General features: G+C 68.6%; 18 protein-coding genes. 6 read left to right on the forward strand and 12 right to left on the reverse strand.

Annotated elements, in window-relative coordinates:
- Window positions 1-151 precede the first annotated feature (151 nt).
- Together GY812_10270 and GY812_10275 are read right to left on the reverse strand one after the other, a co-directional pair.
- Window positions 152-895, reverse strand: coding sequence for a CPBP family intramembrane metalloprotease (locus GY812_10270; protein ID MCP4435860.1), 744 nt, complete (start codon window positions 893-895; stop codon window positions 152-154).
- Between the two features lie 4 nt (window positions 896-899).
- A complete protein-coding gene (locus tag GY812_10275; protein ID MCP4435861.1) occupies window positions 900-1,148 on the reverse strand; it encodes a DUF3499 family protein in 249 nt (82 codons plus the stop codon).
- A gap of 140 nt (window positions 1,149-1,288) precedes the next feature.
- Here GY812_10275 and hflB point away from each other — a divergent pair, with 140 nt between their 5' ends.
- Window positions 1,289-3,298, forward strand: a complete 2,010-nt coding sequence (gene hflB / locus GY812_10280) for an ATP-dependent zinc metalloprotease FtsH (GenBank protein MCP4435862.1) — start codon at window positions 1,289-1,291, stop codon at window positions 3,296-3,298.
- Here hflB and GY812_10285 read toward each other — a convergent pair.
- The 3 genes from GY812_10285 to GY812_10295 are packed head-to-tail and all read right to left on the reverse strand — an operon-like array spanning window position 3,289 to window position 8,741.
- On the reverse strand, window positions 3,289-3,777 hold the full coding sequence (locus GY812_10285; GenBank protein ID MCP4435863.1) for a hypothetical protein: 489 nt from the start codon (window positions 3,775-3,777) through the stop codon (window positions 3,289-3,291). The two genes, hflB and GY812_10285, sit on opposite strands and share 10 nt — an antisense overlap.
- 18 nt (window positions 3,778-3,795) lie before the next feature.
- Entirely contained in the window at window positions 3,796-5,283 is a 1,488-nt protein-coding gene (locus GY812_10290; GenBank protein MCP4435864.1) for a hypothetical protein, read from the reverse strand.
- The gene (locus tag GY812_10295; GenBank protein ID MCP4435865.1) at window positions 5,280-8,741 is read right to left on the reverse strand and encodes a glycosyltransferase family 2 protein; all 3,462 of its coding nucleotides are present in this window, start codon (window positions 8,739-8,741) and stop codon (window positions 5,280-5,282) included. Before GY812_10295 ends, GY812_10290 begins: the two co-directional genes overlap by 4 nt.
- Window positions 8,742-8,827: 86 nt before the next feature.
- Between GY812_10295 and GY812_10300 the strand changes: the two genes are divergently transcribed.
- On the forward strand, window positions 8,828-9,730 hold the full coding sequence (locus GY812_10300) for an NAD-dependent epimerase/dehydratase family protein (protein MCP4435866.1): 903 nt from the start codon (window positions 8,828-8,830) through the stop codon (window positions 9,728-9,730).
- Between the two features lie 31 nt (window positions 9,731-9,761).
- Here GY812_10300 and GY812_10305 read toward each other — a convergent pair whose 3' ends face one another.
- Window positions 9,762-10,241 (reverse strand): helix-turn-helix transcriptional regulator, encoded by a 480-nt coding sequence (locus GY812_10305; GenBank protein ID MCP4435867.1) that lies wholly within the window; start codon window positions 10,239-10,241, stop codon window positions 9,762-9,764.
- 113 nt (window positions 10,242-10,354) lie between these two features.
- Between GY812_10305 and gmd the strand changes: the two genes are divergently transcribed.
- From gmd to GY812_10325, 4 genes are all read left to right on the forward strand, one after another.
- A complete protein-coding gene (gene gmd / locus GY812_10310) occupies window positions 10,355-11,335 on the forward strand; it encodes a GDP-mannose 4,6-dehydratase (protein MCP4435868.1) in 981 nt (326 codons plus the stop codon).
- The gene (locus GY812_10315; protein MCP4435869.1) at window positions 11,242-12,342 is read left to right on the forward strand and encodes a 2-phospho-L-lactate transferase; all 1,101 of its coding nucleotides are present in this window, start codon (window positions 11,242-11,244) and stop codon (window positions 12,340-12,342) included. Before gmd ends, GY812_10315 begins: the two co-directional genes overlap by 94 nt.
- Complete coding sequence (cofE, locus tag GY812_10320) at window positions 12,342-13,064, forward strand: coenzyme F420-0:L-glutamate ligase (GenBank protein ID MCP4435870.1); 723 nt, start codon at window positions 12,342-12,344, stop codon at window positions 13,062-13,064. Before GY812_10315 ends, cofE begins: the two co-directional genes overlap by 1 nt.
- Before the next feature lie 94 nt (window positions 13,065-13,158).
- Complete coding sequence (locus GY812_10325; GenBank protein MCP4435871.1) at window positions 13,159-14,040, forward strand: SDR family oxidoreductase; 882 nt, start codon at window positions 13,159-13,161, stop codon at window positions 14,038-14,040.
- 71 nt (window positions 14,041-14,111) lie between these two features.
- On the opposite strand, the gene GY812_10330 is transcribed toward GY812_10325, so the two are convergent.
- The 6 genes from GY812_10330 to GY812_10355 all read right to left on the reverse strand — a co-directional run bounded on the left by GY812_10330 (window position 14,112) and on the right by GY812_10355 (window position 19,952).
- Complete coding sequence (locus GY812_10330; GenBank protein ID MCP4435872.1) at window positions 14,112-14,990, reverse strand: TIGR03619 family F420-dependent LLM class oxidoreductase; 879 nt, start codon at window positions 14,988-14,990, stop codon at window positions 14,112-14,114.
- A gap of 8 nt (window positions 14,991-14,998) precedes the next feature.
- Entirely contained in the window at window positions 14,999-15,748 is a 750-nt protein-coding gene (locus tag GY812_10335; GenBank protein MCP4435873.1) for an SDR family oxidoreductase, read from the reverse strand.
- Window positions 15,749-15,820: 72 nt separating this feature from the next.
- Window positions 15,821-16,771 (reverse strand): NAD-dependent epimerase/dehydratase family protein, encoded by a 951-nt coding sequence (locus GY812_10340; GenBank protein ID MCP4435874.1) that lies wholly within the window; start codon window positions 16,769-16,771, stop codon window positions 15,821-15,823.
- A 40-nt stretch (window positions 16,772-16,811) separates the two neighbouring features.
- A complete protein-coding gene (locus tag GY812_10345) occupies window positions 16,812-17,831 on the reverse strand; it encodes an NDP-sugar synthase (protein MCP4435875.1) in 1,020 nt (339 codons plus the stop codon).
- Between the two features lie 3 nt (window positions 17,832-17,834).
- Window positions 17,835-18,653, reverse strand: coding sequence for a hypothetical protein (locus GY812_10350; GenBank protein ID MCP4435876.1), 819 nt, complete (start codon window positions 18,651-18,653; stop codon window positions 17,835-17,837).
- A 51-nt stretch (window positions 18,654-18,704) separates the two neighbouring features.
- A complete protein-coding gene (locus GY812_10355; GenBank protein MCP4435877.1) occupies window positions 18,705-19,952 on the reverse strand; it encodes a glycosyltransferase family 4 protein in 1,248 nt (415 codons plus the stop codon).
- Window positions 19,953-19,958: the final 6 nt, after the last annotated feature.

The following is a 19,958-nucleotide window of genomic DNA, read 5'->3' on the forward strand; positions in this document are numbered from 1 at the left end:
GTTTCAGGTGTGATTTCAGTGTGTTCGGCGCGACAGGCGCGCGGATTGGGTGAATCACCCACGAGCAGCTGTTGCACGTTCGCTAGCTGTGGTTCGGCAGGCCGGCGCCCCTCAGCCACCTGTGAAGACAGCGCTGAACTGCTCCAGTGCGTCAGTCAGCCAGGTAGAGCAACACCACGGTGGCGCCGTTGAATCCCGCGTGTGCCCAGATCGCAGGCCCGAGCCGACCGGTCCAGATCGTGGCCATTGCCAGCACCACTCCGAACACGAAGAGTCCCGGGAACTGGAGCGGCTGGAAGTGCATGGCGGCGAACAGCGCGGCGGAGCCGACCACGACCGCCCAACTCGGCCAGTCGCGCTTCTGCAACGACCGCAGCAGGAGCCCCCGGTAGAACAGCTCCTCGAAGAACGGGGCGCCGACAACCACCATCAGGGCGAGCACGACCCAACCGAGAGATCCCGAAGCACGGTCCGACAGCGCCCGCGCCGGTTCGGAGAGGTCGTCCGGGGTCTTGTCCAGCAGGCGCAGCAACGGCCAGTACAGCAACGGCAACAGCACCACCTGGCAGAGCACGCCGGCGACGAGCCAGATCGGCGCGTCGGCTGCGCGCATGCGCAGCCCGAAGTCCTCCTCGAGGCCCAGGCCCTTGGTGCGCGACGCCCATGCGGCCGAGCCGCCCAGACCGACCCACAGCGGGATCTGCAACAGCGCACTGGCCCACAGCGGCACGTCGTCGATCGTGTCCCAACCCGCGGCTCCGTAGGCCAGCACGATCGCGAAGACCGACAACACCTGGGCCGCGATGATCCCGATGGCAACATCGCCGAGGCCCCACCACGGGCGCTGCGGTTGTGGGCGGCCCCCGCGGGGAGCCACCGGTTGGGGGGTGGTCACCCCATCAGGCTCCCACGAGGCGCAGCGATCCCGCATCTCCGGGACTGTCGCCGTGCATCGAGTTGCGCACGTCATTCAGGGACCAGCCCATCGGTACCCTCACATTGGACGCGTGCATGTTGCACAGGTCATGGACCATCGGATGGGACTCTGCGGCAAGGTCCTCCAACACCACAATGCTGTCGGAGTAGGCGTAGGACAGCGTTGCGCTGGCGCTCTTGCCGCAACCGGGACGTGCACAGCTCCTGCTCACGCCGAAGAACCTACCCGTGGCCTGTGACACGGCCGTGGATACCCGCAGCGGGCCCAAGGGCGCCCTCAGGGTCCTGAGAAGCACTCAGTCGACCGTCCTGCGCGATGTCCAAAGGCCCCCGCGACCCCTAGGCTGTAGGCATGCCTCCCGAAGACAACGCGCCCCAGGAACAGGGCGGATCACGCCCCGGTGGGATGCCCACATGGCTGATCCCGCTGCTGCTGGGCGTGGTCGCACTCGTGATGGTCAGCGCCCTGTTCAGCCAGGACCGCCAGTCGACCGAGAAGACCTACTCCGAGTTCATCACGATGGTCGAGGACGGCAACGTCAAGGAAGTCGAGTGGAACACCGCCGATGGCACGATCACCGGCTCCACCGACGATGACCAGCAGTTCCGCACCGTCGGGCCGCTCGAGGCCCCCGAGAGCGTCCAGACGCTGCTGAAGGACAACGGCGTCGACACCGAGTTCAATCCGGGCACGCCCAACCCGTTCATCTCGATGATCCCGCTGCTGTTGCCGTTCCTGTTGATCATCGGCTTCTTCGTGTGGATGAACCGCCGTGCCCAGGGCCAGATGGGCGGCGTGATGTCCATCGGCCGCTCGAAGGCCAAGACCTACACGACCGAGAGACCAGCCACACTGTTCAGCGACGTCGCCGGCTACGAAGGCGTGAAGCGCGAGATCGCCGAGGTGGTCGACTTCCTGCGCGAGCCCGACCGCTTCCTCGAGATCGGCGCCAAGATCCCCAAGGGCGTGCTCCTCGTGGGGCCGCCGGGAACCGGCAAGACACTGATCGCCCGCGCAGTCGCCGGTGAGGCGGGTGTGCCGTTCCTGTCCGTGTCCGGCTCGGACTTCATGGAGATGTTCGTGGGCGTCGGCGCCAGCCGTGTCCGCGACCTGTTCGAATCAGCCCGCAAGCACGGCCGGGCGATCATCTTCATCGACGAGATCGACTCGGTCGGCCGCAAGCGGGGCGCAGGCCTCGGCGGTGGCCACGACGAGCGCGAACAGACCCTCAACCAGATGCTGTCGGAGATGGATGGCTTCGAGGGCCATGAGGGAGTCGTGATGATGGCGGCCACCAACCGCCCCGACATCCTGGATCCGGCGCTGCTGCGCCCCGGCCGCTTCGACCGCCAGGTCGTGGTGCCACTTCCCGAGCTCGAGGACCGCAAGGCGATCCTCGCCGTGCATGTGCGCCACAAGAAGCTCTCGCCCGGGGTCGACCTCGAAGTCGTGTCGCGTGGCACGCCCGGCATGTCCGGTGCGGATCTGGCCAACCTGGTCAACGAGTCGGCTCTCACGGCTGTGCGCCGTGGCTCCAAGGTCGTCGAGCCCCACGACTTCGAAGAGGCCCGCGACCGCGTGATGATGGGCCAGCAGCGCGAGTCGATGGTGCTGACCGGCCACGAGAAGGAGATGACCGCCTACCACGAGGCCGGCCACGCCCTGTGCGCCGCACTGCTGCCCACCGCGGACCCGGTCCACAAGGTCACCATCCTGCCGCGCGGCATGGCTCTCGGAGTCACCCAGCAGCTGCCCGAGGAGGAGAAGCACTCCTACAGCCAGGAGTACCTCGAGGAGTCGATCGTGGTCGCCATGGGCGGCCGCGTGGCCGAGGACATCGTGTTCGGCCAACGCTCCACGGGAGCGGCCAACGACCTCCAGGTGTCCACCGAGCGGGCCAACAAGATGGTCACCGAATTCGGCATGTCCGACAAGATCGGTCCGCGTGCCTACGGCAACTCGGCCCCGGTGTTCCTGGGCGACGACATGGGCCACATGCGCGAGTACTCAGAAGACACCTCGCGCGTGATCGACGACGAGGTCGATCGGATCGTGCGCGAAGCCGAGGAGGCATGCCGCGAGCTGATCGAGGCCAATCGAGCAGCGCTCGACCTGGTCGCAAGGGCGCTCCTCGAAGACGAGACCGTGTCCGGCAGCGAGGTCAGCCGCCTGATCCGCGTCGCCAACGGCACCGAGCCCGATGTGCCCCGCCCCAGCACTCCGGGAACGGGTACGACTGCTGCACCCACGGCCGGCCCCGCGCAGGGCAGCCCCGCACCCGGTGCCATCAGCACTCCCCCACCCCTGCCTCCACACCTCCAGCCGGGGGGTGGGGTGGCACGCGGGGACACTCAGCTCTGAGCGCTGCCGCCTTCCGCGACGCCGTCGCCATCACCGTGGCTGTCGCACCCGTCGGGTAGCGAACCGGGTTCGCGCACCTCGGCCATCGCACCCCACAGGTGGGTGGCGCTGACCGGGCCGATGAACGACTCCCGCACCACACCCCGATCGTCCGCGATCGCCACGATCGGCACCGCTTCGATCCGGTAGCGCTTGTGCAGGTCGGGGCGCTCACCCACCTCCACCTCGCACACGGCGACGGCGTCGCTGCCGAGCACCGACGCTCGTGCGAGCGTCTCGGCGCACGTATTGCACGTGGCGCTGGTGAACACCGCGACGAGCCACTCCCGGTCACCGCCCGCGAAGTCGCTGCGGTCGAGCTGGCCCGGCGCCGTGTAGGTCGCCGGCGGCTGGGTGGGGGCATCGGGTCGACGGCGACCGACCAGCCAGGCCACCCCCACGGCCACCGCTACGACCGCGAGCACGATCAGCACCCTCATGGCGCCCACCAGATCGTGTCAGCCACTGATGCCTTCGAGCCCGTCGAGGGATCCGACCACCGGGATGCCTGCCTGAAGCGAAATGTCCGCCGGCGTGCTCCACACGATGAGGCGCTCCACCACCACCGGCGAATCGGCGGTGACGACAGCGGTGAAGACAGCCTCACCGCCTGCGAGGTCAGCCGCTGGAACGACCGCCGACTCGCCGGGTGGGAGTTCGTAATCCGCCGACTCGAGCTCCGAGCCATCAATGGACAGCGAGGTGACCGTGGCCACGACCTCGTCGGTTCCGCCGTTGTGCACCAGCACGGCCCCGTCGCTCTGCTCGCCGACGCTCATGGCCGACACGTGCCACTTGCGCGCCGATGCGGCGGCGCCCGCCGAAGCGGTGGTGCCGCCTGTCATCTTCGCCCGCAGCGGATCCGCGTCGGTTGCCTCGGGCGGGCCCGTGACGTTGATCGACCTTGCCGGCACGACCGCAGCGCCGCCGGAGGTCTCGAGGCTGATCGCGTGGTTGCCGACCTGGGGGACGCGTGACTCCTCGGTGAGGTTGATGGTGCCGTAGCGCAGCCCCGGAACCTTCAGCTCGAACGGCTCGGGCATCACGTTCGTGCCTCCGTAAGGGACCACCTGTGCGAGCAGCTCGGCATCGTCTTCACCCGGGTTGAGCACCACGAGGTTCTCCAGTGCCGTGGCATCGGCGAATCCGCCGGCGAAGGACCACGTTGCAGAAGTCGCGCGGGTGCCAGGCACGAGGCGGAGGCCCACCACCGGCACATCTCCGGTGCCGTCGAAGCGCTGGGCGAGTTCTGCAACCACGCCACCGGAGCGGCTCTTGATCGTTGCGGAGAACTGATCGCGACGCTGGACCTGCTCGCCGAGCTCCACCACGCGTGTGGTTCCCGCAGGAATGACCAGGCCCGACAGCGCCGTCGGCTGGCGCACACCCGTGTCGAACGCGACCTCGATGTCGACCGACGCGTCACCCGGGAACGGATTGAACAGCGACAATCGGGCGTTGGCATCACGCGACGTGACCACGGTCGGGAAGTACCAGGTGTCCGACGAGAACGTGGAACAGGGAGCCTGGTCGGCTCCGGCGTCGTAGGTGAACCGATGCTCGACCACCACCGGCATGTCGGCCTCGACCATCACCGACAGGTTGGCGCTGCCGAGTTCGGCGGCCACATCGATCTCGGCAGTCTCCATGGGCTCGAGGGTGAACTCGGCATCGCCGGCCGGCCCCTCCTCACCGAACCCGTCGACGCGGATGGTCGCCTGCCCGTCCTCGCTGGCCGAGGACACGATCACGGTCTGTGTGGGTGACTCGACACCCACGTCACGCGCGGCGCAGTACCAGGACCCGCCCGCAGCTCCCACCGCGGCGGCGACCGGAGAACGCAGGACACGCGAAGGCTGCACTCCCTCGCGGCCCGGGAACCAGGCGACAAGGGCAGCGACTGCGGCGATGAGAAGGATCACTACCGGCCAGCGTGTGCGCTTCATGACCCCTCCTCCTGCTCGTCGCCCGGTTGGTCCTCGGCCGACGCCCAGTCGTCGAGGCTGGAGGACCCTTCGAGCACCACGATGGGCTCGTCCGGCCTCGCCACCGTGCGGCGCCTGGTGGGAGTGGGCAGGGAGTTGCGGCGGCTGGCCACCCACACGAATCCGACCAGCAGCAACAGCTGCAAGGCCTGCAACCCGCGGGTGCTGATCGGCGGCGACCAACGAAGCGATGCCTCGCCACCCCCGTCGACCGCGAACTTCTGGCCCCAGTCGAACAGCTTGTCGCGCTCTGCCTTGCCCGCGGGCGTGCTGAGCGACCACCCGGGGTCGCCGGTCACCGCCTGGGCGACCGTGGAGTTGTCGGGCACGTCGCCGGAGAACGCGGTACCGAATCCCTCTCCAAGCACGGCGGGAGGCGCCTCGCCCGGCTCCGGCGCCTCGGTGATGTCTGATCGCGGCGGCCAGGCGGCATTGATCTCGAAGAGGTCCACACCGGGGCCCACGAGTATGCGCCGAAGGTCGAGTTGCTCCTCGAGAGCGTCGACCACGCCTCTGGGCATGGGCACCTCGGAAGCGGCGAAAGGCTCCGGGGCCGGGCGGTCCACGACGATCACGTAGCGGATGGCCATGGGTGAGATGCCCCGGCCAAGGCGCGCCGTGCGCCCCTCGAGGGCGTCGGTGAGCGCCTTGGCGACGGCCTCCACCGACGATCCGCCATCGAGGCGCCAACGCTGCGACATCACCGGGTCGAGTCCTTCGGACATGCCGATGTTGACGCCGGGAACGGAGTCGAGCGCCCAGCCCGACAGGGGCAGAACGTCGGGATCGCCGATCCAGAGGGTGCGGTAGTCGTCGCCGCTGTCCACCACCGACAACGCCCGTTCGAAGTCTCCGTCGGCCAGGTACCAGCGGCCCTGGGTGACCGCCACGAGCTGTGGCAGCAATCCGAGCACCAGCGCGCCGACGCCGAGGAAGCTGAGGACCTGGCGCATGCCGAAGTCGGCGCGCACCACATCCTGTTCGAACGCGAGCGGGGCCATCGCGATGCTGACCGCCATGCCGAGAGCCACGGGCACGAGGAACACCTCCACCCCGGCGCCGGCCAGCAGGTCGGAGCGGCCGGCCAGTACCGCGGCGCCGAGTCCCGCGACGATTGCGATCCAGCCGCCGGCCGCCCAGCCGAGACGCCACTTCTTGCCCGTGAACAACGGCACTGCCGCCGCTGCAACCAGTCCCCAGCCGAACACACCCATCTGCACCGGGCCGATCGAGCCGGTGAGCATGTCGGCCGCCGAAGGCACCGGCGCGCGGCCTTCCCACAGCCCGGTCAGCGTGGCGGCGTCTCCGCTGCGCACTGCTGCCAGCAGCCACGGAAGGTTGAGCAGTGCCGCACCGACCAGGCCCACCGCTGCGCCGCCGATTGCGATGGACGCACGGGAGGCCTGTCCTGCCAGCCCCGGGCCGATGACCACTGCGATGGCAGCCACGACCACGACCACGGCGGCAAGCGGGCTGACTGCGGCAACGATCCCGATCATCAGTGACGTGCCCGCCCAGTGTCGCCAACGCGGCGCTGCACGATGGCCCTCGGCCGGGATCGGCTCGAGGCCTGCATGGCGGGCGATGCGACGCAGCAGCCACGGCGCCGCGGCGTAGGCCACCAGGGCCTGCAACCGTGCCTCACCGACCGCGTTGAGGATGATCGGCGACAGGCCGTACACGGCGAGAGCCGCCGAGCGGGCCCGCATCGAGGTGCCCCGGGGCAGCAGCCGCCATGCCCCGACGGGACCGAGGATGAGCGGGGCGAGCAACAGCACCCGGCGCGCGGCGCCCGCGGAGAAGAGGAGCACTGTGCCGAGTGCGCCGAGGCCACCGATGGCGCCCGGCGGCACAGCGGGTTCTCCGAGGCCGGAGGCCCGCCAGCCGGTGAACCACTCGGAGAACAGCGAGCCGACCGAGTCACCCATCGACGTGAACTCGCGCATCGACGGAAGCACCCCGAACCACAGCGATCGTGCGCCGAAGGCCAACAGCAGCGGGACCACGACGGCGACGGCCACGGCGACGCTCGACTGGGTGTCGATGGAGGTGGCGTCACGAAGCTTCGCCCTGCCCGCCCGCGTGGCTGCCACGACCCGGTTCTCGGTGGTGCGCTCGCCGAACAGCGCCCGCATGCGGTTGCTGCCGGACCGCTGCAGCTTCGCCCAGTCTGCCTCCCGCGAACGGCGGAACGGCTTGCGCCGGCGACGGGCCTTGTGGATCTGCAATGGGTGCACGAGCACCCACAGCCAGGTGGCGAGGATGTCGACCGCGGTGCGGCCACGACCGATGATGACCGTGGCGACGAGCTCCACCAGCGACGTGATGAAGGCGGCTGGGATGACGCGCACCAGTGCGCCACCGCTGTGGTTGGCCAGCGTCATACGGGCCTGGTGGCGCAACTCCAGGCGGTCGCGGGCATCGACGGGGCGGCGCGACTCGAAGTCACCGCGGTGGCCTACCGCGGCGCGGTGACAGAACTGTACGGCCGCGCCGGCCAGGTGGGCCTTCCAGCACAGGTCCACGTCTTCGCCGAAGAACCCGATCGCGTCACTGAACCCGCCGATCGTGTCGAACAGGTCCGCTCGCACCAGCATGCACGCGTCGGAAACCGCGAACACCGGGCGCGAGATGTCGTGCTGTGACTGGTCGAGCTCACCGGGGTCGACCAGCTCGCGGGGCGCACCGAAACGGTCCACGGCCACGCCGACCGAGCGCAGCTCGTCGGGGCGGTCCCAGTCGAGCAGCTTGGGTCCGACCACGCCTGCGTTGGAGCGAAAGGCCTCGGCAACGAGCTGGGTAACCGCGTCGGGGGCCAGCTTCACGTCGTCGTGGCACACGAGCAGGAAGGGCGCGCCCTTCACCGACGCCGCTGCCTCGTTGACCGCGGCAGAGAAGCCCTCGTCAGCCTCGATGCGCTTCACGAAGGCGTGGGGAGACACGTCGGCAACGATGGGCGCCGGGTCGATCGAGCCGCCGTTGTCGACCACCAGCACCTCGAGCTGTGGGTAGTCCTGGGACTCCAGGGAGGCGACCGTCTCCACGAAGCGAGCGCCGGGATCCTTGGTGACCACCACAGCCACCACCGGCGGAGCGCCGAAGCCGCTCACGACCTCTACCGCTTCCTCGGCGTCGTGGTCCTCTACATCGGGGCCGTGCGCGAGCCACTCGGCCGCCGACTCCTCTTCAGGCCACTCGGTGTCGGGTGCTTCGCCCTCGGGGCCGTCGTCGGGATCGCTTCGGATCTGAGCCTCGTCGAATGACCCTTCAGCCCGGCCGGGCGGCAGCTCGGCGTCGGCAGGCAGGCCAGTGTCCGGTTGCTCGGAATCGGGCGCGGGGCTGTCGGGGGGAATCGGGGGCTCCTCGTCGTGGAGGGTCAGGGGTGCACGATGCTTGGCGCAACTGCACCTGGGTGCCACTGTCGCACGGCGGTCCCGATGCTACCGCCTCGACCCTGGTCGGCTCGTGACGTGAAGGCCCCCGGGGTGGCCGTAAGGTTGGGGCGATGCGAGCCCTGATCACCGGCGCCGGCGGGTTCGTGGGCGCCCATCTGCAACGTCACCTGGAGGACTCCGGCGACGATCCCCTGCCCACGGACCGCTCCACCGACGGCCTCGACATTCTCGATGCTCCTGCCCTGCTCGAGCGCTTCCGCAAGGTCACACCCGATGTGGTGTACCACCTCGCCGGCGCATCGGATGTGGGGGGCAGCTGGGAGACCCCACAGATCACATTCAGGGCCAACGCCGAAGGCACCCTCAACGTGCTTTGGGCGGCTCGCGAAGCCGGCGTGGAGCGGGTGCTCACGGTCGGTTCGGCCGACGTGTACGGCAAGGTGAGTCCAGACGAGCTCCCCCTCACCGAAACCAGTCCCCTGCGACCCACCAGCCCCTATGCGGCTTCCAAGGTGGCGGCCGAGGCGGTGGCCGAGCAGGCCTTCCTGGGGTTCGGCCAGCAGGCCGTGAGGGCCCGGCCGTTCAACCACCTGGGCCCGGGCCAGAGCACCCGGTTCGTGGCGCCGGCGCTGGCGGAGCGAATCGCCCGCAACGAACGCGACGGCGAGACCAGGCTGGCGGTGGGCAACCTCAGCTCCAAGCGTGACTTCACCGACGTGCGCGACGTGGTCAGGGCCTACCGCTTGCTCATGGTCGACGGCGCAGCGGGTGAGATCTACAACGTCTGCTCGGGCAGCGCGATCGCAGTCGAGGACCTGGCCGAATCACTGATCGAGCTGAGCACCCTCGACCAGGAGCTGGTGGCGGACCCGGCGCTGCAGCGCCCGGTCGACATCCCCGTGTTGCTGGGCGACTCGGACAGGTTGCGCAAGGCGACGGGTTGGGCCCCCCAGGTACCCCTGGAGACAACACTTGCAGACCTGCTCGACGACATGCGCCAACGGGTGGCCTGAGACCAACTCCCCCGAAGCGCCCGAAGCCGGCTCAGCCGTCCAGGTGTGTTGAAGCCGTGCGTTGCACCAGGCCCTCGAGACGGGCGCGTTCCAGTGGATCGGCTGTGACGTCGAGCTCGGCGGCCAGGTCGGTCCGCCACCGTGCCAGCACCTTGCGTGCAACCTTGCGGGGCGCGCCTTCCAGCCAGGTCAGGTCTCGCTGCAGGAGCGCTTCGAGCATCTCGGCGTGTGTGTAGCGGGCGACCGCGAGCGGCAACCGATCGGCCTTCGCCGTGGGGTAGTCGGTGTCCTCGACCAGCTGTGCAGGCTCCAGGTCGAACAGGCCCGCCAGCAGTGCCACCGTGCGCTCCCCGGGCACACTGCGGCCCGACTCGAGGTTGGACAGTGCAACACGCGATATCGCCACCCGTTGGGCCAGCTGCTGCTGGGTCAGTGCGCGGGTGCTGCGCAGCCGCGCGATGCGCCTGCCGAGCGGTTCTGAGGGGGCGGGGCCTGTTACGGAGGATTCCATCGGTTCGGGGGGGTTTCCGGCGCTGAATGGGAAATCGGTGTGGCCGGAGGGGATTCTGTGGCGTGCCAACCCAGTTGGCAGACATCCGCAGGCCCACAGGGTAGAACCAACACATGACCAAGCGCGCACTCATCACAGGCATCACCGGCCAGGACGGCTCCTACCTGGCTGAACTGCTCCTCGACGAGGGCTACGAGGTGATCGGCATGGTCCGCCGTTCCTCCACAGTCACCTTCGAGCGCATAGCGCACCTGCAGGATCGCATCGCCACCGTGCATGGCGACCTGCTCGACCAGGCCAGCCTGATCGAGCTGCTGCGCACCTACCGTCCCAACGAGGTCTACAACCTGGCGGCACAGAGCTTCGTGCAGACCAGCTTCAGCCAGCCGGTGCTCACCGGCGACGTCACGGCGCTCGGCGTCACCCGGATCCTGGACGCCATCCGCATCGTGGACCCCGACATCCGCTTCTACCAGGCGTCGTCATCGGAGATGTTCGGCAAGGTGGTGGAGGTGCCCCAGAGCGAGGACACGCCGCTGTACCCGAGGTCGCCGTACGGGGTGGCCAAGGTCTATGGCCACTGGATCACGGTCAACTACCGCGAGTCCTACGATCTGTTCGGCTGTTCCGGGATCCTGTTCAACCACGAGTCGCCGCGGCGCGGTCTCGAGTTCGTGACCCGCAAGATCTCCAACGGCGCGGCCAAGATCAAGCTCGGCCAGGCCGAGGAGCTGCGGCTGGGGAACCTCGACGCCAAACGCGACTGGGGCTTCGCGGGCGACTACGTACGGGCCATGTGGCTGATGCTGCAGCAGGACTCGCCCGATGACTACGTGATCTCGACCGGCGAGACCCACTCGGTCCGCGAGTTCTGCGATGTCGCCTTCGGCCACCTCGGGCTCGACTACAACGACCATGTCGTGGTCGACGAGGCGTTCTTCCGCCCCGCCGAGGTCGACCTGTTGGTCGGCGATGCACACAAGGCCGCCGACCAACTCGGATGGCAGCCCGAGGTGGGCTTCGAGGACCTGGTCACCATGATGGTCGATGCCGACATGGACCTGCTGTCGGGCAAACTCGACTCGATCGGCTGACCGGTCGTGCACGCAACCAGCACCGTCGGAGCGTTCCGTTGATCACCGTGCTCGCCGGCGGTGTCGGCGCCGCCAAGTTCCTGGCGGGCCTGGTCGAGGACGTCGGCCCCGGCAACGTCACAGCTGTCGTCAACGTTGCCGACGACACGGCCGTTCACGGCCTGCACGTGAGCCCGGACCTGGACAGCTGCACCTACACGCTCGCCGCAGCCAACGACACCGAGCGGGGCTGGGGACTACGGGGCGAGACATGGCAGGCGATGGACCAGCTCCGCACATATGCGGAGGCCAACGACGTCACGACGGGCGATGCGGCCGCGTGGTTCAGCCTCGGTGACCGCGACCTGGGCACCCACCTCTACCGCACATCGCGTCTCGGAGCGGGCAACCCACTCTCGGCGGTCACCGCCGAGATCATCCGCGGCTGGGGACTGTCGACACGCCTGCTGCCGGTCACCGACGACCCCCTGCGCACGAGGGTTCGCACCACCGATGGCCGCGAACTCGCGTTCCAGGAGTACTTCGTGCGCGAACGCCACGACGTCGAGGTGGAGTCGGTGGCGGTCAACGGCATCGAAGCAGCCCGGCCCGCCCCCGGGGTCATCGAGGCCATCGAGTCGGCTGACGCCGTGGTGATCGCACCCTCCAATCCGGTGGTGTCGATCGAGCCGGTGCTGGCGGTGCCCGGTGTGCGCGAGGCGGTGTCGGCGATGCGCGACCGCGTGGTGGCGATCAGCCCCATCGTGGGAGGAGCCGCGCTGAAGGGTCCCGCCGACCGCCTGCTGCGCGACCTGGGCCACGAACCCTCGGTGGCTGGCATCGCCAGGTGGTACGAACCGGTGGCCGCGACGTTGGTGATCGACCTGGAGGACCAGGACCACGCCGATGCCGTGCGCGCAGCCGGGGTCGACTGCGTGGTGACCGACACGATAATGCGCAACGCGGAGGTGTCGGCCGACCTCGCCGCGACCGCGATCGCAGCAGCCACCGCCAGGGCCGACAGCTGATGGCGTCGCTCGAGGTCTTCGGCATCGACGGCATCGCCGAGGTGACCCGCGGCAGCGACCTGGCTGCGATGATCGGCACCGCCGCAGCGGCGGCCAACCCGCTGGCAGACGGTGACGTGGTGGTCGTGACCCAGAAAGTGGTGTCGAAGGCCGAGGGAGCGATGGCGGAGGTTGACCCGGATGACCCGCTCAGCCACAAGCCGCTGGTCGAGTCACAATCAGTGCGGATCCTGCGTCGCCGGGGCGACCTGATCATCTCGGAGACCGAGCACGGCTTCGTGTGCGCCAACGCCGGCATCGACCTCTCCAACGTGGCCCGGGGCGAAGCCGCCCTGTTGCCCGAGGATCCCGACCGCTCCGCCCGCCGCATCCGCGACGGCCTTCGTGGCGTCTGCGGCGTCGACGTGGCGGTGATCGTGTCCGACACGTTCGGTCGCCCGTGGAGGCGTGGCGTGACCGACGTGGCCATCGGCTGCGCCGGAATCCGCGCTGTGGTCGACCTGCGCGGCACCCATGATGCCTACGGCCGCGAGTTGCAGGTGACAGAGGTGGCAGTGGTCGACGAGATCGCCGCTGCGGCGGAGCTGGTGATGGGCAAGTCCGATGGCGTTCCCGCGGCAGTGGTCCGGGGGGTCGAATCCGGGTGGCTACTCGGGGCGGGCGAACGAAGTGGCGTGGTGAGCGACGTGGTCCGCTCCCCCGCCGAGGACCTATTCCGGTGACCACCGCGCGCGTGGCATCAGCGCCGTGACGACGCCCGACTCCACAGCACGCGTGGCTGGCCGATCAGCAGGCAACGCCGATACCGTGCACCCAATGGCCGCACTACCCATGGACGACCGCATCGTGGTGATCACGGGCGGCAACTCCGGGATCGGATTCGAGACCGCGCTCGCCCTCGCTTCGATGGGCGCTCACCTCGTGCTCGCCTGCCGGAATCCGGACAAGGCTTCAAGTGCCGTGGCCGAGCTGCGAACCCGCTCTGGCAACGACTCCGTGGAGAACCGCCAGCTCGACCTCGGCGACCTCGAGTCGGTGCAGAAGTTCGTGCAGGACGTGTCCGACCTCGACCGCATCGACGTGCTGATCAACAACGCGGGCCTCGTGCGTGATGAGCGTGACGAGACTGCACAGGGCTTCGAGATGGTGTTCGGCACGAACCACATGGGCCACTTCCTGCTGACCGACGGACTGCTCGACCACCTCAGGGCGTCGTCGGCCGGTCGCATCGTCAACGTGGCCTCGTTCGGCCACACGGCGGCTTTCGGCGGGATCCAATGGTCGAAGATCCAGCGCTACACGGGCTTTCACGAGTGGCGGACCTACGGCGAGTCGAAGCTGGCCAACATCCTGCACGCCGAGGCGCTCGCGTCGCGTCTCGAGGGTTCCAATATCGTGGCGCACTCGCTGCACCCCGGGTCGGTATACACCAACTTCGGTCGCGATGGTGACACCCGGGGTGTCACCGGGTGGCTGATGGACCTCGAGCTCGGACCAGTGCGCCAGAGCGTGCTCAAGACCCCCGCGCAGGGCGCGGCCACCTCGATCCACGTGGCCAGCTCGGCCGAGGCCGGTCGCTGCACCGGTCAGTACTGGAGCAACTCGAAGGTGAGCAGCACCGCACCCTGGAGTCGTCGCCGCGGTGATGCCGAGGAGCTCTGGCACAACTCCCGACGCCTGCTCGCCACCGTTCTCTGAGACCCCGGCGCCCCGCCGCTCCACACGACTACTCGAGCATTCCTCAGGGGCGGGCTGGATGGTGCGGGCGGTCAGTTGGTGATGTACGTGTCACCGAACCAGGTGACGGACTCGACCTGGTGCTCCAGCGCCTCGGTGTCGCCCGGGCGGTAGAACCACGGCACGACCATGGCCTCGGTCACGCCCATCTCGGCCATTCGGCCGAACCCGGTCTCGTCGAACGCGTCTGTGCACAGCGCCTTGACCTCGAACGGTCCGCCGCTCGGAGTGGAGTGCAATGTGCCGAACTCCTCGCGCAAATCGGCGAGCTGCGGGATGACTCCGGCGACTTCATCGAGTGTGTTGGCAACCGAGACCCAGCCGTCACCCAGCCGGGCGGCGCGCTTCAGGCCCGGCCCGGACAACCCGCCCACGTAGATCGGAACCGGGTTCTGCGGCACGGGGCGGACCATCAGGCGGCCGAACTCGACATGCTTGCCGTGGTACTCGACCATCTCGCCGGTCATCACCGCGCGAATCGCCGCGATTGCCTCATCGGTGCGCTTGCCGCGCGTCGACTTGTCCATGTGGAGCCATTCGAACTCCTCGGGGATCCACGACAGGCCGATGCCGAGGCCGACTCGGCCGTCGGCCAGCGCAGCGGCCGATGACACTGTCTTGGCAACGAGCAATGGCTCGCGGATTCCGAGCTTGAGCACGTTGGTGAAGAACTTCACGCGCTCGGTGACCGCCGCCATGGCGGGGATCGCCACGAACGGGTCGAGGAAGGGTGTCTCCGGAGTCCAGAAGCGGCCACCATCGGTCGTGTAGGGGTAGTCGGCGGAGACGTCTTCGGGGAAGAACACCGACTCCGGCACCGCGATGGAAGTGAAGCCGGCCGCTTCGGCTGCCTGGGCCAGCGGCAGGAAGTGGTCGGCTGGGAGCATCGGTAGCGCGAGTGAGTAGTCCATGACCTGCCCTAGGCGAGCGTGCCGCCGTCGACCTTCAACACGGTGCCGTTGACGTGCTCACCGTCGTCGGAAGCCAGGAACGCCACCGCTGAGGCGACGACCTCGGGGCCGCGCTGCTCGTCGAGGGCCATGATGCGGTGCACGAGCTTGGGGTCGCCACCGTCCGGCAGCTGGAACTCGTTCTGGATCGGCGTGAGGATCGATCCCGGGGCAACAGAGTTGGCCCGGATCCCCTGCTTGCCGTACTCCACTGCGATCGTCTGGGTGAGTGCGGCCACGCCGCCCTTGGACGCCGAATAGGAGATCGTCCACGGATGCCCGGCGAGGGCGGCGGTGGACGCCGTGTTGACGATGTTGCCCTGGCTCTCGAGCAGGTGGGGGATCGCCTCGCGGCACACAAGGAACGTGCCCGTCAGGTTCACCGAGATGATCCGCTGGAAGTCCTCGAGGCTGGTCTCGTGCATGTGCTTGAACTGCAGGATGCCGGCCACGTTGATTACGGAGTCGAGCCGCCCGTGTTCGTCGACCGTGCCCTGCACGAGGCTCCGAACCTCGGACTCGTCGGCCACATTGGCCACGACCGCACTGACCTTGGAGCCGTTGGCACGGCAGGTGCCGGCCGTCTCCTCGAGACCCTCGGCGTTGACGTCGCTGAGGGCGAGCGTCGCGCCCTCCGACGACAGCCGCTCGGCGGTTGCCCGCCCGATTCCCGAGGCTGCCCCCGTGATGAGGACCACCTTGTCGGTGAAGCGCTGCACCTTGTACCCCCTTGGGCCGTGTGGCCGTTCGGCGCCCCAGCGGGCGTGATCTGACGAGTCGTCAGATAGTAGTCACGACCCTTGGGTGCGGAACCAGTCGAGCACGGCGGCCGTGCCTGTTGCGAGGTCTGTGAAGGGCTCCCAGCCGAGGTGGAGCTTGGCCCTGGCCGAGTCGAGGCACGACCGCTCCAGTTCGCCGACGCGAGCGGGTGCGTACTCGGGCGGGGCCTCCACGCCGGCGTTGTCGGCCATCGCCCGGTAGAGCTCGTTGACCGACGTCTCGGCACCTGTGCCGATGTTGCAGGTGAGCCCGCTGCCCTTCTCGGTCGCGCGCACGAAGGCGTCGACCACGTCGTCGACATAGACGTAGTCACGGGTCTGCTCCCCGTCGCCGAACACCTTGCACTGCTCCCCCGCGAGCAGCTTGCCGGCGAATATGGCCACCACGCCGGCCTCGCCGTGTGGATCCTGGCGGGGGCCGTAGACGTTGGCAAGCGCAAGGGCCGTGTACTCGATGCCGTGCAATTCCCGGTAGGCGTGCAGGTAGTCGACAGCGGACTTCTTGGAGACCCCGTAGGGCGACACCGGCACCAATGGGTGCGTCTCGGTGATCGGCAGGTCTTCGGGGTCGACAACGCCGTAGATCGTGCCTCCCGACGAGGCGAATGTGACCTTGCGAGTACCGCCACGGCGGGCGCCCTCCAGGACGTTGAGCGTGCCGAGCAGGTTGATGCGGGCGTCGCGCACCGGGTCGCTCACGGACAGGCGCACGTCGATCTGCGCGGCGAGGTGGCACACAACCTCCGGCCGGCGCCGCTCGATCAACTCGACCACCGCCGGATCACAGATGTCGATCTGGTGGAAGCTGAAGTCGTGCTCTGAGTCCGACCGGGCGCCAGCCAGGTTGGAGAGCCTTCCGCTGGACAGGTCGTCGATGACGTCGACGGAATGACCCTCGGCAAGCAGTCGGTCCACGAGGTTCGATCCGATGAACCCGGCTCCGCCGGTCACGAGGACGTGCATGGATGGACCTCCGGGATCCTCTGCGGTTGACGTTGGTGGGTCAGGTTGATGGCCAGCTGTCAGGGCCGGGCAGACGGTCGCCGGTGAGAGTCGCGCCTGCGGGCACGTCGACGTCGTTGCCGATGACACTCAACTCGGAGAGCGCGGCGCCGTCGCCGACAATCGAACCGGTCGCGACGATACTGTGGTGAACGGTGGAACCCGACCCAATGGCTACACCGCCCATCACCACCGAGTCCTGCACGGTCGCCCCGGATGCCACGACGCTGCCCGGGCCCACGATCGAGCCGGTGACGGTCGCTCCGGCGGCAATCTGTGCAGTGGGGTCGACCGCGTCCACCCGGGCGCCGCGAAGACCGTTGATGAAGTCGAGGTTCGCTTCCAGGTAGGCCTCGGGAGTGCCGGCGTCGATCCAGTAAGCCTCCGACGGCACGCCGAACAGCGAGCCCTGCTCGACCAGCGCGGGGAAGACCTCGCGTTCGATCGACACCTTGCGCCCGCTGTCGACCATCTCGAGGACCTCGGGCTCGAGCACGTAGGTACCGGCGTTGATCCAGTTGCTCGGAGCGGTGCCCGGATCGGGCTTCTCAATGAACGCTTCCACCCGGCCGTCGTCGTGCAGCGGCACAACCCCGTAGCGCGAGGGATCGTCTACCGGCGTGAGGGCGATCGTTCCTGCCCCACCCGAAGAGCGGTGGGTCTCCCACTGGGACCGCACGTCGAGGTCGGTGAGCACGTCGCCATTCACGGCGATGAACGTGTCGGTGATGCCTGCGTCGCGGGCGGCGAAGGCAATCGCCCCGGCTGTGTCGAGCGGTTCTGGCTCCACCGCGTAGTGCAGGCTCACGCCGGCGCACACACCGTCCGGGAAGGCGTTGGCGAACGCATCCGGTTTGTAACCGAGGCTCAGCACGGCATCGTCGACCCCGGCCTCGGCCAGCTTGGCGATGACCCGTTCGATCATTGTCACCCCGGCCACGGGGAGCATCTGCTTCGGGGCGTGGAGTGTGAGGGGGCGCAGGCGGGTGCCGAACCCGCCGACCAACACAACTGCTCGCACGGGTCAGCCTCCGACGGTTGTGGTCGGATCGCCCTCGGGAACGGTGGTCTCGACGGTGTCACCATCGCCGGCCGGGGTGTCGGTGCCCCCACCTTCGACAGCGGTCGTGTCGGTGGGCTCACCCTCGGCCACCGTTGTGGTGGTTGCCGCGGCGTCCTTGACCTCGGGCTCGTCGTAGTCGATGTCGTCGGGCTCATCGAGCTTGCTCGTGGAAGCTGGAAGGTCGAACTCGGCGCCCTGCGGCGCGAAGACCAGCGCGTAGATCTGCTTGTCCTGGGTGAACCGGGTGCCTGCGATGTCGTTGGTGATGATGCGCGGGTCGGTGCCCGAGTCGGACTGCGGTGGCCACTGGTACAGCGCCACCCGAGCCGGTTCGCCGTTGCAGTCATCGCCCTCGCCGAAGCTCCGCCCGTCGGGAAGGGTCAGCCGGTTGTTGGCATCGACGGTGATGCCGACCGCGGCCATGAAGTTGGCGAACACGGCGTTTTCGCCCGCGTTCTCGGGACCGGTCGGATGGATGTGGAGCAGGCCGTCCGAATGGATGTCGGCGCCCGTGTCCGCCACCACGTTCTCGAGCGGCTCGGTGTCGTACGCGTCACAGATGTAGGTGCCGTAGGCGGCCACCCAGTGGTCTTCTACGGTGGGGCGGACCTGCTCCACGTCGCGGCGGTGCATGACCGCGAAGGCAGTGAGCACCAGCCCGACCAGCAGGATCGCACCGATGGCCAGCGGATAGCCGATTTCCCGGCGCTGGCCGGGCGAACGCGTCGCACCGGCCTGCTGGACGCGCTTGATCTTCTTCGACGAGGAGGCCTTACCCATACGGCGTGCAACGGTAGCGCCTCCGGCCCGCCACGGAGAAAGGCTCGCCTTCTAGCCCCGCCTGCTGAAGCGTTCGGCGCGCACGTCCTCGAACAGCCGCTCGTAGGCTGCGGCGACAGCCGCGGGCGACACCCACTCCTCCACGAAATGGCGGCCCGAAGCTCCCATACGCTCCCTGCCGGCAGGGTCGTCGAGCAGTCGGGCGAGGGCATCACAGAAGGCGTCGGGGTCTTCCGGCTGGACAGCCAGCCCCGCCCCGGCCGACTCAATGGTGCGGGCGACCTCGGTACCCACATCGACGCTCGCCACCACCGGGCGGGCCGCGGCCAGGATCGAGTAGAGCTTCGAGGGTACGCTCGAGCGAGCCAACCCTGTGCGTAGCGGAATCACGTGGATGTCACCGCTGGCCAGCACCTCGCCGAGCCTTTCGCGGGGCTGCATCTCGATGAACCTGATGTTCTCGAGCCCCTCAGCGGAGGCCATCAGGTCGGCCTGGGCGGAACCGCCCCCGTTGATCACGAACAGCACGTCGGGTCGCCCGGCGAACCGGCGGGCCGCCTCGACCACCAGGTCGAGCGACTGCGACATGCCCACGTTGCCCGCGTACATCACGACCGTGTGGTCTCCGAGGCGGTACTCGGTGCGGTAGGACGTGTCGCGGCTGTGCGGCCTCACCCGGTCTGTATCGACGAAGTTGGGGATCACCCGGACCCGTTCGGGGCGGTGGCCGGCGAGCTTGTTCTCGATGTTGTCGGCGAGGTCATCGGAGAGGACGGTGACTGCATTGCTGCGGCGGTACAGGAAGCGCTCCAGCCACGAGGCCACTGCGATCACCCGCTTGTCGGTGATGGCGCCAAGCTCCACAGCAACGTCGGGGAACACGTCCTGGATGTTGAACACCCACGGGACGCCACGCAGCCGTGCCGCCAGCCAGCCCGAGACACCGAGCGGGAGCGGCGGCGACATGACCATCACCGCATCGGGGCCAAAGCGCGACACCGCGGAGGCGATCGTGGCCGCGCCGGTGAAACCGACGAATCCGGCGGCGCGCGCCGCGATGTTGGTCTTGTCGGTGGGGAAGGGATTGAGCCGGGTGATCCAGCCCCACTCGGTCGCCTCGGTCTGCACCGCGCGGCCACGCCACTCGGGCTCGATCTCATGCAGCCGGTACCAGGGAAGCGATGTGACGATGTGGATCCGGTGACCACGGGCTGCGAGGGCCTCGGTGATCGCCGTCATCACCTCACCGGTGGGGGCGACGTCAGGCGCGTAGTGCGGGCAGATGATGAGCAGGTTCACGGCAGG

The sequence above is a fragment of the Actinomycetes bacterium genome, assembly GCA_024222295.1.
GTDB lineage: Bacteria > Actinomycetota > Acidimicrobiia > Acidimicrobiales > Microtrichaceae > JAAEPF01.

Bases quoted from the DNA above. Each gene is read 5' to 3' on its own strand.
- GY812_10325 (MCP4435871.1), top strand. From the start codon at position 13,159: ATGGCCGCACTACCCATGGACGACCGCATCGTGGTGATCACGGGCGGC.
- gmd (MCP4435868.1), top strand. From the start codon at position 10,355: ATGACCAAGCGCGCACTCATCACAGGCATCACCGGCCAGGACGGCTCC.
- GY812_10340 (MCP4435874.1), bottom strand. From the start codon at position 16,771: ATGCACGTCCTCGTGACCGGCGGAGCCGGGTTCATCGGATCGAACCTC.
- GY812_10290 (MCP4435864.1), bottom strand. From the start codon at position 5,283: ATGAAGCGCACACGCTGGCCGGTAGTGATCCTTCTCATCGCCGCAGTC.
- GY812_10330 (MCP4435872.1), bottom strand. From the start codon at position 14,990: ATGGACTACTCACTCGCGCTACCGATGCTCCCAGCCGACCACTTCCTG.
- GY812_10350 (MCP4435876.1), bottom strand. From the start codon at position 18,653: ATGGGTAAGGCCTCCTCGTCGAAGAAGATCAAGCGCGTCCAGCAGGCC.
- hflB (MCP4435862.1), top strand. From the start codon at position 1,289: ATGCCTCCCGAAGACAACGCGCCCCAGGAACAGGGCGGATCACGCCCC.
- GY812_10315 (MCP4435869.1), top strand. From the start codon at position 11,242: ATGGCAGCCCGAGGTGGGCTTCGAGGACCTGGTCACCATGATGGTCGA.
- cofE (MCP4435870.1), top strand. From the start codon at position 12,342: ATGGCGTCGCTCGAGGTCTTCGGCATCGACGGCATCGCCGAGGTGACC.
- GY812_10305 (MCP4435867.1), bottom strand. From the start codon at position 10,241: ATGGAATCCTCCGTAACAGGCCCCGCCCCCTCAGAACCGCTCGGCAGG.
- GY812_10285 (MCP4435863.1), bottom strand. From the start codon at position 3,777: ATGAGGGTGCTGATCGTGCTCGCGGTCGTAGCGGTGGCCGTGGGGGTG.
- GY812_10300 (MCP4435866.1), top strand. From the start codon at position 8,828: ATGCGAGCCCTGATCACCGGCGCCGGCGGGTTCGTGGGCGCCCATCTG.